The organism is Butyrivibrio sp., assembly GCF_024699075.1.
This window is the reverse complement of the sequence record NZ_JAILQF010000159.1, coordinates 1-13,896: the sequence shown is the minus strand read 5'-3', so window position 1 is coordinate 13,896 and position 13,896 is coordinate 1. Positions and strand designations below refer to the sequence as shown.

The following is a 13,896-nucleotide window of genomic DNA, read 5'->3' as shown; positions in this document are numbered from 1 at the left end:
TGCAGGATCTTTATGACGCATGGCCACCGCTATAACCTGGAGAAAGGATATAAGAAGATCTGCAAGGCAGCACTCTCCAACAAGGCCGCCATTGCCGTTTTCGGCCACTCCCATATGCCCGTCGCTAAATATTGCAGCGGCGTTCTTTTGCTGAATCCGGGAAGCCCTGCCTGGCCGAGACAGGCAGAGCGAAAACCTTCTTACATAGTTCTGACACTAGAGAAAGGCCGCATCCTCTCTTATGAGATTCGCTATCTCGAGAAAAAAGTTTAAAAACTGTGTTGACATTCGGGGTGCTTCAACTTATAATAACACTTGCATTTGAGATTGGTTCCGGGGTGTTGCTCAGCTTGGTAGAGCGCCTGGTTTGGGACCAGGAGGTCGCAGGTTCAAATCCTGTCACCCCGATTCAAATGTCAACTGAATAATCCTTCATTAATATGCGGGTGTAGTTCAATGGTAGAACACTAGCCTTCCAAGCTAGATACGTGGGTTCGATTCCCATCACCCGCTTTAACAATTGCCTTTTTTAGACAGTTGACGGCAGGCATAATCTGCTGCCGGGATTATGTGTCCGTAGCTCAGCTGGATAGAGCACCGGCCTTCTAAGCCGGGTGTCGGGGGTTCGAGTCCCTTCGGGCATATTCTCCGATCTTTTCGGACAGTATTTACATGGTGGGTATGGCGTAGTTGGTTAGCGCGCCAGATTGTGGTTCTGGAGACCGTGGGTTCGAGTCCCACTAGCCACCCTGAACTAATACTTGATTCGAAGTATGATTATGTTATACTTGTTGCGACAGCGAGAGAGAGCCATTTAATCGCTATGGTACCTAATTGATGGGCTATCGCCAAGCGGTAAGGCACAGCACTTTGACTGCTGCATTCACCAGTTCGAATCTGGTTAGCCCAGCTCGATATTACACTTTTAAAGTTTAATATAATATATGAGATACTAGCTCAGTTGGTAGAGCACTTGACTTTTAATCAAGTTGTCGAGGGTTCGATTCCCTCGTGTCTCATTACAAAGCACCATCTACTTGATATACTCGGTAGGTGGTGCTTTTTTGTACAATGGATTTTTACATTGCCGACTTGCTTTTATTCTTTTTTTCTTCGTGCTGTTTTCTTTTTAATTTGTACATACGTACATCTGATTCCATATAAACTTCATGCGCATTTGTATCTTTTGAAAGTTCATGCTTGAAGCAGTAGCCGTATGCTACGCTGTGATCAAAACCCGTCTCCCTTCCCTTTGCACCAAGGAGCTCGTTCATATGGGCTATATGACTGTCTATATAGCTCTCATATGGGTTTTCTTTGAGGATGACGATAAATTCATCTCCGCCTGTTCTTCCCCTGAAGAAGGGGTCAGGAAAGCATATATTAAGGATGTTGGCAAAGTTCTGTAAGAGTTCATCCCCTGCCTTGTGTCCTTTGGAGTCATTGACTTCTTTAAGACCGTTAAGATCCAGGGACATGATCATATAGTCGCTATTTGTTTCATCAAGCTGCATTATCTCTTTATCACAGGAGGTCCTGTTAGGAAGGCCTGTAAGAGAATCTTTATATGCCAGGTCAGATAGCTGAATTTCTTTTTTCTTCATAGGGTCAGCATTGGATAAGGTTACCATAAATGTCATAAGACGGGATGCAACGAATATTATTCCTCCAAGTCCTATGAAAATGGATGCAGTGTTATTAAACATTCTTGCACCGCTCTTATCGAGGAAGAAGAATATTGCAGCTACAATAAGGCATATAGAAAGAGTATCAAGTCCTGCTATCTGAACCTTGTCATAAACGGATGCTTTACGCCTTTTGAGATAGAAGAAGGAATAAATGATAAAGCTTATAACGCTTATGCCATAGATTACTGCAAAAGGACGGCTGAAGTAGTTGATATATCTTATTCTGGTCAGATGACATATAAAAAAGGTAATCTCAATAGCTGTAACTGCAATAATAGACCCTATTGCGATCCTGTTATGAAGAAGATGACATATAGTACAGTACAAGAGCATTATCAGAGGAAGCGATAGATATAAGAGCGTGTATTCAAAAAGTGCCGGATTGGGAGTATTGGTCATGAATATGATGTTGATCCTCTGAGAAGTAAGTATCCATGCTCCTCCGCAAAGACAAAGAATTGCAGACCTTATCTGACTTGCAAGGCCTCTTATTCTTACTGCAAAGAAAAGGGATATGAGGAAATAGGTTACGCCAAACATGCACATGAAGGTTCCGAGAAATACAGAAAGTGCCCTGTTCCAGGTGTAGCCTCTTACAAGATCATCAAAATTGCCATAGCGGGGTGTATAAATGATCGTGCCGATATCATTCTGGGATACTGTCATCTCTATTACGACCCGCATTCCTTCATATCCGTCATGAGGCAGAGTTATAAGACTTACATCCTTTGGAAGAAAGTCTCCATTAAGAGCCTGTTCCACTCTTTTGGTATAGATGACTGTATCGTCAAGATATACTGTATAGCCTACAAACTGTGTTGGAAGAAGTATTGTAGGAAAGTCGTATTCTTCAGGTGGAAGATTAAAAGATACTATAACACTGTCGCCTTTTTTAAATTCACTGTTTGGAGTAAAGTCAGCTATTTTTTCTGCTTTGGAGGTACCTTCGTAGGTGCCGTTTATTGTCACATAGAGTCTGTTTTCATTAATTACAGGCGCAGTATTCTCGCTGTACAAAATGATCTGTGACATAAATAGCGTTGAAAACAGTATTAAAATGAACCAAAGTAGAACATTTATATTTTTGTATGTCATATAGTTTTTGGTGACTCCTTGGCTTTTACGTTCTGGTGTCGTTGTCTTTTCATTTCATACATTCTTATGTCAGCAATGGTATATATCTTTTCTGCATCCTGACCGGGGAATTCAAGATCTGATGCAATTCCATATGAAAATCCATAAGTGATTCCTGACTGACCGAAATGTGTACGTGCAAATTTATTTTGAAGCTCGATCATTCTGGAATTGGCATCTACAAGACTTTGTTCATAAAGAATTACTATGAATTCATCTCCGCCCATACGTCCTGTTATATCAGAAAATCTGAAAGAGCTGCTGAGCATATCAGAAAACAGTGACAAATACTTGTCTCCTGAGTCATGACCGTAGGTATCATTGATAGTCTTGAGATTATCAAGGTCAATTGATATTATTACATAGCTTCTTCCGTCATTACCTGCAGTAAGCATTTCTTCCTGACATCTTGCCCTGTTGGAAAGACCTGTCAGAGGATCGTAATAGGCAAGACCGCTTAAAAACTGTTGCCTGTTTAATGATTCAATTGAATATATCTGATATTCAAAGTAGCCTATGAAGATGAAAAGTACAAATATAAGTGAACCAAATGTCAGAAAATCAAGGTTAAGAGTAGATTCGCCCCTTGGAGAGCTGAATTTCAAAACATTAAATAGAATTATCTCTATCATTGCACATATTAAGAATACGCTGATTCCGATCATAAGTATCTGGAAGGAGATCACATCAGGATCACTTCTTTTTTTATCCCTTGAAGTATATAAAAAATATATAGCTGATATAAGTGCAAGAGGAGCCTGTATGCCGCAAAGTATATGGAACATCATGGTATGAGTTGAAAAAAGAGCTATACCTGTAAAATGGGCAACTATACAATAAATATATGCAATTAAATCTATGATGGTAATATATTTAAAAAGAATCTTAAGCTTTCCATTGGGCATGATACATGAAATATATGCACATAATGCTGCAGGAACAGAGTAAAAGGAAGCATACTCAAGGATAGTATTAACTATCATTTTGGAAGTAAAATAGTTGAATATATCAGAGGTAGTAAGTATGTATATACCAAGTATGACTGATATTAAGGATCCAAGGAATACTCTTGCGTAGTCAGCCTTGTTAAAAATAAGATAGGGCGTAAGAGCGGATATCGTTATCCCGAGACTTAGAAGGAATATACCAACATAGAACTGAAGTCTCATAACATCGGATCGCATAGACAGAAGATCCTTACGAAGCCCCAGATATATATTATCAAAGCCGGCAAAAGCGCTATCCTGACCTGCAGTATATTTAATTGTTAAAGTCCTTCCCGGGTAGTTGTCTGGAAGAGGAACATATACATTCCCCATTGGAATAATGCGATGAGCTTTAAGAAGATCTGAGGCATAATCAAATATCAGTTCATCATCTAAATAGACCTGAAAGCTTGCATGAATGGTCTTTATCTGCAAACAGGCTGATTTTATGCCATAGTCCTTAAGTTTACGCATCAAAAAGAAGGTATCACCACTATCTGCTACAGGAATTGCGGCTTCAGATAATGAGATATCGGATCTGTTTTCATCGTCATAACTAATATTCCATCCTTCATCCAAGGTTATAATGTCATGTTCATATTTGGATGGGAAGGAACCGGGAACAAATGTATAAAGAAGTCCGGCGGCTGTTATTACGGCGAGAATTATATAGATAACTAACTTATTTCTGTCCGCATATTTTGGCATCATGATAGTATTAATAATACAACTATGTATTACCCCCTGCAAACTGTTTTTTTCGCAATAATTCTATATTTAAGGGCTGTCTAATTGGCGTAGTCGCTTGGCGATGTCCCTGTGATCTTTTTAAAAGTGGATGAGAAGTAGGTTATATCCTTGTAGCCTACCTTTTCGGCAACTTCGTATACCTTGTATTTGCCACTTCTTAACATGTCTATGGCAGCTCTTATCCTGTATCTTGTTATATAGGCATTTATGGTATAGTCAGTTTCTTTTTTGAACATATGACTTAAATGGCTTTCCGAAAGCCCGAGAGAATCTGATATAAGCTTTACACTTATATTAGTATTTCCATAGTTTTTTTCAATATAATATAGAGCATCAGATACGTATTTGCTTACAGAATCTTTTTTGACATTATCATCATTTAATATTGAGCTTTTTCTGAGTTCTGTTTTGCTTGTATAGTCCTTATCTATCTGATCTCTTATCTTTATAACAGTTGCTTCAAGCTCGCCGTCTTTAAAGGGCTTTAGGATGTAATCAGAAGCCCCAAGTTTTATTGCCTTTTGAGCGTAAGCAAAATCTGAATAGGCAGTAAGGAAGACGGTATAGGCATTATTGCCATCTTTTCTTAATTTGCTGACCATTTCTATACCGTCCATTTTGGGCATTCTTATATCGCATATGATAAGGTCCGGATTGTATTTTGTGGCAGCATCATATCCTTCCTGACCGTCAGAAGCTTCTGCAACAACAGCGCATCCAAGAGACGCCCAGTCTATTCCCATCACAATGCCTGTTCTTACAAGCTTTTCATCATCTACTATTAAAACACTAAGCATAAGATCAGCTCCTTTGTATTGGTAATACTACAGTGATCATGGTACCGCCTTCAGAAAGTCTTCTTGCTCTTATACCATAATCATCTCCATAATAAAGACGTATGATCGTATCGACGTTATAAAGGCCAAGATGCCCCTGCTTGTCAGAACGAGTCCTTTTTTCTATACGCTCTATTTCTTCATCTGAAATGCCGATTCCATCATCAGACACTTCCATTGTTAAGTTACCCTCATCATCATATATATTTACAAATACATGACCACCTGCCTTGTCGCTAAGGCCGTGAACTATGGCATTTTCGACAACAGGCTGAAGTATAAGTTTAGGAACCATGCAGTCTTCAAGTTCAAGTGGTACCTCTATGTCAAAAGAGAAATTGCCTGAAAATCTTATTTTTTGAATTTCTATATAGTAGTTTACAAGATTGATCTCATCTTCAAGCTTTACAAACTTATTGCCTGAAATGGACATTCTAAGTATAATTGCAAGGCTTGATGCAAGAGTAGCAACTTCAGGAACATTTTTGGCCTTGGCAGTCCACTTCATGGTATCAAGTGTATTATAGAGAAAATGAGGATTAAGCTGCGCCTGCATCATGGCAATAGTTCTGTCATCCAGCTCTTTTTGCTTTTGGATTTCAAGATCCATATAATTTTGCAGCTCTCCGGCCATTTTGTTGTAGTTTCTTCCAAGCTGTCCAAGTTCGTCTTTTCTGTCTGTATCAACACGAAGACTCAGATCACCGCTTTCAGCCTTTTTCATTGCATCTGAAAGTTTTTTGATAGGAAGAGTAAGATGAGCACTCATTATCTCTGCAACTATAAGACATAGAAACAGACTTACAAAAGCCATAAGAAGCATTACTCTTGTCATTGTATTTGTGACATCTTTAGTGAATATATTTTCTTTTCCAAGAACAATGGAGAGTTTGGAATCACCTATTTCTCTAATAAAAAATATACCGCTGTCCTGCGACTGTGTGATTGTAAGACCCTTCATCCTCCTGTACCTTAGCGTAGCAGAAACATTATCATAGCTTGCTCTTTCGTTGGAATAGACCTGATCCCAGAACCTGTCAAGGATTACTATTTCAAGTGATGAGTCGGTGGTACTTGATAGTATTGCTGATATATTGTCAGAATCAAGGCTTGCAACTATATACCCTTTGCATGAGCCATTAATGGTTACGGCTTTTGCAATCTGGATAAGACTTGGATCTTCATAGTCCTGAGTTTTCATTATTGCTGTTTTAGAAGGGGTATCACTTACTTCCTTAAGTATGCCAAAATAGGTAGGCATGCTTTTTAGGGCATCACCTGATGAAGTGCTGATTAAAGAGGTTCCATTTTGATCGTATACGGTAAAGTCTCCGTAGTCTCTTAGATCTGAAGTAAGTGTAAATAGTCTTCTGTAGGATCTGCTGCCTGTAAGAGGGGTATTCTTACTAAGCATTTCGAGTATTATCTTGTCTGTAGAAAGAGCATTCATATCATATTCGAACATTGAAAATTTGGAATCAAGTTCAGTAGCAGCAGCCTGGATCTGGCTAAGTGCCTGCTCTTCATAATTTTGAGATATCCTGGTCCTGAATGCCCTTATAAGAAATGTTCCTGATATTATAAGAGGAAGTATGGCAACTAGTATAAAAGCTGCAAGTAGTTCCCTTTTGAATGATTTTCTAATCATATATACCTCATTTTATATATTACTAATAGGATTCTTTTATCTTAGTAAAGGAATCTAAAATATCTGATCTTAACAAGCCTGCCTTGTCTATGTCGTATATGATCACATTGATGTCTGATTCTGCTTCTATATCCTGCCTTACACTTCTTCTGTACTGGTACTGTGAAAGGTAGGTCTGAACCTGCAGGTTGGTAACAAAATCTATAAAAGTTTTGGCATTATCTATATGCTTTGCTCCTTTTACAATGGCGCATCCATCAGGAAGGGCAGCAGTACCATCACTTGGGTATACCATTTCTATATTTGCACCAAGTGCGATATTCTTTCTGGCAACTTCTTCAGTTGTAATACCTATTGTCTTTCTTCCTGCTATAACTTCTGTTACAACATCAGAAGATGATTCAAGAATGTCTCCGTCAAGAGCTTCCATAAAAAGAGACAGAAGTTCATCATATGTCATATCTGAAAAGCTGCCTGAAGAGCTATTAGAAGAAAGATTATTAGATGAGCCGGAAGTATTATCAGAAGAACTGGAAGCGTTATCAGATGTTCCGGAAAGGTCATCTGATAAAACCTGAAGCATAGTCATCATAGCAGTATAGGAAGATCCTGAAGTACAGGGATCGGCAAAAGCTATTTCGCCGTTATAGCTTCCAGATAAGAGCTTGCTCCAGCTCTTTGGCCGTTCATTATAATTGATAAGCTTTGTATTATAGATAAAAACTGTAGGTAGAGAAGAAAAGACTGTATAGGCACTTGTCTTTGAAGCATATGAATCATCAAGGATATATGAGTTTGCAGATTCATAAGGCTCAAAATATGAGCTGTAGCTGTCAAGAGAGTCTACGCCTCCTCCGAACATAATATCTGCATTTACAGATTCGCTTTCACTTTTTATAAGTTCAAGCATCTCACTTGTTCCGCCGCTTACTACTTCAACCCATATACCTGTTCTTGCTTCAAACTCCTGAATTATAGGCTCATATATTTCGGGCTTATGGGCAGTGTATACTATTAGTTTATTTTCATCTGACAATTGGTATACATCATATGTGGGATCATTTCCTGATGGGATATCTATGCTCATGATAAGAGTGAAGATAAGAATTATCGTTATAAGGATCGCCATGGATACCTTTTTGGATAAACGGAATTTCCCCTTTTTTGGATTTGTATTCATAGTAATATCTTTAAATCTCCTCCCTGTTCTTATTATTAGTATACGCTGTTTGAGGCTTATTTTGTAAGGCTTTGCAAAGATTAGCAGGATTTTTAAATAAATTGCAGTTTTGTCCTGTTCATTATCGAAATTTAATAAACTAAAATTATTTTCAGAGGGTAACGTTCATAAGTGTAAGTACTTTTGAACTAAAAATTCTAATGGGAAAATAAGGAGGACAAAAAACTATGAAAAAGAAATTCTTGTCTGCTGTTATGGCATGTAGCCTTCTTGCAACAACGCTTGCAGGATGCGGATCTGGAGCAGATTCCGGAACTACAGGGGGCTCTGTTACAGGCACAGATACAGCATCAGACACACAATCCGTAGAAAGCACACAGACACAGGAAACTGCAAGTGAAACAGTCGATACTTCAAATATGACAGAGACTCAGAAGATCATAGCTGAAGCAGAGACTATGACTCTTGAAGAACTTGCCAAGAAGGCTATTGAAGAGAGTAACGGCGCAACATTTTATGGCGTTGGTAACTCAAGCCGTGGTAAGACAGCGCTTCCTCTTTTCATTGAGTATCTTCAGTCAATTGATTCTTCCTACACAATGGAATTCGACTGGCAGCAGCCAAAGAACAACAAGATTTTCGAACAGCTTCAGGCTGATTCACTTAAGGAAGAGGGAACATTTGCGATGACCCTTATCCAGGATGGCAACCAGATTGAGTCCAAGATGGTCCAGACAGGAATCCTTGATACATTTATTCCTCTTGACTGGGCTCAGGCCAATGGTACAACACCTGATGCTTATGACGGATATTTAGAGCTTCAGCTTCTCAACAAGGTATTCATGTACAATACAACAGGTGATAAGACCTATGATAACTGCTGGGATTTCGTAGCAGAAGGTACGCACCCTCTTTTCATGGATATCGATTCTGAAATAGTTGGTAAGAACTTCCTTTACATGCTTACAGAAGATACCTATGCCCAGTATCTCAAGGATGCATTTGACGCTCTTCCTGCTGATGAACAGGCATATTTCCAGACAACAATAGATGAAGAAAAAGAAGATGCAGAGCTTTTCGGACTCGGTGAGAACGGTGCATATTCACTTGCATACATTAAGCTCTTTGTAGGTGCATATAATGCTCAGACAGATGACGGACCTATCTGCCAGACACTTGTTACAGATTCTGCTACAGATCAGTCAGGTCTTCTTGTATATTCAAAGCTTCGTTCAGTAGAAGAGTCAGCAGGCGTATCAGTTAATAACATCAATATCGCTGCATATCAGGATGGATACACAGGAATCGGCGGATATGGATATTGCCATTACCTCTTTGTAACAGATAACAGCCCGCTTCCATGGACAGCATGTGCATTTATCGCATATCTTACATGTACAGAAGATGGCTTTTCAGCATGGGGCAAGGATATGGGTGGATATTCATCCAATCCTGAAGTTGCACAGGCTATAGAGACAACATATTCACATTCTACAGGCGGATATAACGAAGCCGGCGAAGATGAGTTCCCTGCTAAGGATGATCGTGGCAAAGAATGGTGGGTAGGTGAAGGACAGCTTGTAGTTGAAGATCCTCAGTACTGTGCATCTGTTGCATTTACAGTAGGTAGCTGGATTGAGACACTTGATAAGTATACAGGCGAAGAAAGCGAATAATGTAGTAATACAAATTTAGAAAAAAATATAAGGTAAAACATGTCAGTGTGCTGTCTTTCCTTATGCGAAGGGCGGTGCACTGATTACCTTAAAAGGAATGTTTTACTCATATGTTTGCGGATAAAAGAGGACAAATATGAAAAAAGCCATTTTTCTAAACCGCCTGAAAACCTATTTCGGTAAGCCTCAGAATGTAATACTGCTTCTGTTTGGAATAACACTAACATACACAACTATAGCCCCTATAGTTGCTATAGTTCAGGATACATTCAAGATACATCCGGGTACTATTGACCAGTATCTTACAGGCAAGGCAGAAGGATATTCTGTAGCCAACTATACAGATCTTTTTACCTCAAGACTTGCAAAGACTAATCTGTGGATGCCAATACTTAACACAGTACTTCTTGCAGTTCTTACATGTCTTATCGCAATACTTTTCGGCGGCCTTACAGCATTTCTTGTTACAAGAACCAATTTAAAATTCAAAAAGTATATCAGTTCGATATTTATTTTTCCATACATAATGCCTCAGTGGACGCTGGCTGTTGTATGGCAGAACCTTTTTAATTCAAATGCAGTTACAGGTACATCTAACGGACTGCTTGTTACACTTACAAAGATTGCAATGCCTCTTTGGTGGTGTCAGGGACTCTTTCCTTCAGCAGTAGTACTTGGACTTCACTATGCTCCATTTGCTTATATCATGATAGGCGGCATCTTCAGAAATATGGATGCAAACCTTGAAGAGGCAGCAACCATACTTGATACTCCCAAGTGGAAGATCATGTTCAGAATCACTCTTCCTATGGTCAAACCGGCAATTCTTTCAACGATACTCCTGGTATTCGGATCTGCAATGGGAAGCTATCCTGTACCTCATTATCTTGGCTTTACTACACTTTCTACCAAGTATGTATCAATGAATTCCAAATATACGGGAGAAGCTTCTATACTTGCAATTATAATGATGATCTTCGGTATCCTTATTCTTGGTATCAACCAGATGAGCCTGAGGAGCCGCAAGAGTTATACAACCGTAAGTGGTAAGTCTGGACAGATATCCAAGATCAATCTTGGAAAAGCAGGAAAGTATATTATTGGTATAGTGCTTATGGCTCTTACATTCTTTACATCGATATTCCCTATTGTAATGTTCGCACTTGAAACTTTCCTTCCAAATCCTGGAGATTACAGTTTCCTTTATACAGGTGATCTTAGCAATCTTACAACCAAATGGTGGATCACTAATGATAATAATGCAGGTGCTCTGTATGGTCAGAAAGGTATTCTTTTTAATGATCTTATAGGTAAAGCCTTAAAGGGAACACTCTTAGTATCAGTGTGCTGTGCATTGATAGCAGGAACTATTGGAACACTTATTGGATATGCTGTTTCCAAGAATAGAAGAAGTAAATGGGCTGCATATGTCAACAATATGGCCTTTCTTCCATACCTTATGCCATCACTTGCAGTTGGCGCAGCATTCTTCATACTTTTTTCCAATGGAAGACTTAATCTTTTTAATACCTATACACTTCTTATAATAGCAGGCGTAGTTAAGTACATACCTTTTGCCAGCAGGGCAGCTCTTAACTCAATGCTTCAGTTATCAGGGGAAATAGAGGAAGCAGCTATTATACAGGATATTCCATGGATAAAGCGAATGACAAGGATTATCATTCCGATCCAGAAGTCATCTATTATAAGCGGATATATGCTTCCGTTTATGACATGTCTTAGAGAATTATCACTCTTCCTTTTGCTTTGTACGCAGGGATTTATTCTGTCAACAACGCTTGACTACTTTGACGAGATGGGACTATATGCATTCTCAAGTGCTATCAATCTGATACTTATAGTACTTATCCTTGTCTTCAACACACTTGTCAATAAGCTTACCGGAGCAAGCCTTGATTCCGGTATTGGTGGTAAATAGGAGGAGATTTATAATGCCAGAGATCAAACTTACAAATATAACTAAAAGATACGGGGGCTTTTATGCAGTAGATGATCTGAGCCTCGATATAGAAGATAATGCTTTTATAACCCTGCTTGGACCTTCAGGATGTGGTAAGACTACAACACTTCGTATGATTGCAGGACTTGAAACGCCAACACAGGGCCAGATTAAGATTGGAGACAGGGTTGTCTTTGACAGCGAGAAGGGAATAAACGTACCGCCCAATAAGCGTAAAGTCGGATTCCTCTTTCAGAACTATGCTCTGTGGCCCAACATGACAGTGTATCAGAACATATCCTTTGGTCTTACCAATATCAAAGAAAAGATGCCTATGATCGACTTTAAGGCACAGAAATTAAAGACCAGGATCGAAGCTTTAAAGCATCCAAAAGAGCTCAAAGATATCTATGAAGAGAGCCGCAATAAGGATGGTAAGGTAGATATAGAAAAGGTATACCTTAAGCTGATAGATACTTATCAGATGTCCATGTACTGTGCCAAAGAATTCTATGCACTAGGTGTCATAGAGTCATCTGATGTAAAGGCGGCAGCAGATTCCAAGAAAGCTTTATTGGAAAAAGAGCTTGAAGATATATTAAAGGCTCACGAAGCTAAAGGTGAATCACTTTCTGATAAGTGCGAGATAATCAAAGACGGTAAAGTTGTAGAAACGGTTAGAAACCTTAGTAAAGAAGAGGTTGACCTTGCAGTAAGAAGAGTATCAAGAATAGTTAAGATAGGCATGTTCATGAACAGGTATCCGGCTGAGCTTTCCGGAGGTCAGCAGCAAAGAGTTGCAATTGCAAGAACACTTGCCCCGGAGCCTCAGGTTCTGTTTATGGATGAACCATTATCAAACCTTGATGCCAAGCTTCGTCTTGAAATGAGATATGAGCTTCAGCGTCTCCATCTTGAGACAGGAAGTACGTTCGTATATGTAACACATGACCAGATGGAAGCTATGACTCTTGCTACAAAAATATGCCTTATAAATAACGGAGTACTTCAGCAGTATGCAGCTCCTTTGACAGTTTATAACAGGCCTGAAAATCTCTTTGTAGCAGACTTTGTAGGCAATCCTTCAATGAACTTTGTTGAAGCTAAAGGAGTGCAGAAAGAAGATGGAAGCCTGTCTTTGGATGTTCTTGGAGGTCATAAGGCAGCATTTGTACCATCTGAAAAGCTCTCCCTTGATAAATGGTTCAAAGACAGGGATGATGCCAAGGCTCTTAGTGATGCAGATCTTGAACTTAAGAAAAAAGACAAAAAGTATGTTGAAAAGAGTAATAAAGATGAGACCTTCCGCTATCATATAAGTCTTGTGGAAGAAAGAGATGATTCTCTAGACGAAGAGCCTGTTATTACAAATGAGGACTTTGTTATAGGAATAAGGCCTGAATTCTTGGAACTTGACGAGTCAGATAATGGAATAGAAGGGGAGATATATGGCGTAATGCCAACCGGTATGGAATCTACTATAAAGATTGCTGTAGGTAACTTCCTTCTTACAGGTGTTGTATTTGGATCAAAGATCTTCCAGATAGGAGCAAAGCATAAGATCACGGTATCAGGTGGCGGTGTCCTTATTTTCGACAGAAGATCAGGAAAATGCATCGCACAGGGAAGCTTGAAACTTGAGTGATTTGCGGGCTTCGCACATATAACATGAACTATTGTCCTTGCGATTTGATTACCTCGGGCAGTTACTATAGGATTTATTTCTCTTAAAAATGCTATAATTCAATGCTTAATATATGGAAATTTATATTCTGGGGTCCGAAACTCGCTTCGCTCGGACATGCGGACCCCAAACAGAATATATAATTCCATCTATTAAGCTCTTGAATTTAGTAGCATTTTTAAAGAGAAAAAATCCTATAGTAACTGCCCGAGGTATCATATTGCAAGGATAGAAGGATGCGTATGATGTGCGAAGGTTGAGCTTATAATGGAGGTCTTAAGCCAGGCGGTTCCAATTAATATTTGCGGATAAGGGGGTGAATCTGTATCGTTTATCCGCAAGTTTTTATCAATC

9 protein-coding genes and 6 tRNA genes are annotated in these 13,896 nt (G+C 39.2%); 10 read left to right on the top strand and 5 right to left on the bottom strand.

What is annotated here, in order from left to right; genetic code table 11:
- Positions 1 to 12 precede the first annotated feature (12 nt).
- The 7 genes from K6G87_RS20055 to K6G87_RS06210 all read left to right on the top strand — a co-directional run bounded on the left by K6G87_RS20055 (position 13) and on the right by K6G87_RS06210 (position 1,019).
- A complete protein-coding gene (locus tag K6G87_RS20055) occupies positions 13 to 273 on the top strand; it encodes a metallophosphoesterase family protein (protein ID WP_442863365.1) in 261 nt (86 codons plus the stop codon).
- A gap of 61 nt (positions 274 to 334) precedes the next feature.
- Positions 335 to 408: transfer RNA gene (locus K6G87_RS06235), tRNA-Pro, on the top strand.
- A 34-nt stretch (positions 409 to 442) separates the two neighbouring features.
- Positions 443 to 513, top strand: a tRNA-Gly gene (locus tag K6G87_RS06230).
- 57 nt (positions 514 to 570) lie between these two features.
- A tRNA-Arg gene (locus tag K6G87_RS06225) sits at positions 571 to 644 on the top strand.
- A gap of 30 nt (positions 645 to 674) precedes the next feature.
- A tRNA-His gene (locus tag K6G87_RS06220) sits at positions 675 to 750 on the top strand.
- 88 nt (positions 751 to 838) lie between these two features.
- Positions 839 to 910 (top strand) — tRNA-Gln (locus K6G87_RS06215).
- A gap of 36 nt (positions 911 to 946) precedes the next feature.
- Positions 947 to 1,019, top strand: a tRNA-Lys gene (locus K6G87_RS06210).
- Between the two features lie 60 nt (positions 1,020 to 1,079).
- Here the strand turns inward: K6G87_RS06210 and K6G87_RS06205 are convergent.
- From K6G87_RS06205 to K6G87_RS06185, 5 genes are all read right to left on the bottom strand, one after another.
- On the bottom strand, positions 1,080 to 2,783 hold the full coding sequence (locus tag K6G87_RS06205; RefSeq protein ID WP_296835026.1) for a GGDEF domain-containing protein: 1,704 nt from the start codon (positions 2,781 to 2,783) through the stop codon (positions 1,080 to 1,082).
- Positions 2,780 to 4,519 carry a GGDEF domain-containing protein gene (locus K6G87_RS06200; protein WP_296835024.1) on the bottom strand — a complete coding sequence of 580 codons (1,740 nt, stop codon included), beginning with the start codon at positions 4,517 to 4,519 and terminating at the stop codon, positions 2,780 to 2,782. Before K6G87_RS06200 ends, K6G87_RS06205 begins: the two co-directional genes overlap by 4 nt.
- Before the next feature lie 77 nt (positions 4,520 to 4,596).
- Positions 4,597 to 5,355 (bottom strand): response regulator transcription factor, encoded by a 759-nt coding sequence (locus tag K6G87_RS06195; RefSeq protein ID WP_296835022.1) that lies wholly within the window; start codon positions 5,353 to 5,355, stop codon positions 4,597 to 4,599.
- 4 nt (positions 5,356 to 5,359) lie between these two features.
- On the bottom strand, positions 5,360 to 7,042 hold the full coding sequence (locus tag K6G87_RS06190; protein ID WP_296835020.1) for a sensor histidine kinase: 1,683 nt from the start codon (positions 7,040 to 7,042) through the stop codon (positions 5,360 to 5,362).
- 22 nt (positions 7,043 to 7,064) lie between these two features.
- A complete protein-coding gene (locus K6G87_RS06185) occupies positions 7,065 to 8,222 on the bottom strand; it encodes an extracellular solute-binding protein (RefSeq protein ID WP_296835019.1) in 1,158 nt (385 codons plus the stop codon).
- A gap of 227 nt (positions 8,223 to 8,449) precedes the next feature.
- On the opposite strand from K6G87_RS06185, the gene K6G87_RS06180 reads away from it, so the two are divergent.
- From K6G87_RS06180 to K6G87_RS06170, 3 genes are all read left to right on the top strand, one after another.
- Positions 8,450 to 9,898 (top strand): hypothetical protein, encoded by a 1,449-nt coding sequence (locus K6G87_RS06180; protein ID WP_296835017.1) that lies wholly within the window; start codon positions 8,450 to 8,452, stop codon positions 9,896 to 9,898.
- Between the two features lie 136 nt (positions 9,899 to 10,034).
- Entirely contained in the window at positions 10,035 to 11,837 is a 1,803-nt protein-coding gene (locus K6G87_RS06175) for an ABC transporter permease (protein ID WP_296835016.1), read from the top strand.
- A 13-nt stretch (positions 11,838 to 11,850) separates the two neighbouring features.
- A complete protein-coding gene (locus tag K6G87_RS06170; protein WP_296835014.1) occupies positions 11,851 to 13,503 on the top strand; it encodes an ABC transporter ATP-binding protein in 1,653 nt (550 codons plus the stop codon).
- Positions 13,504 to 13,896 lie beyond the last annotated feature (393 nt).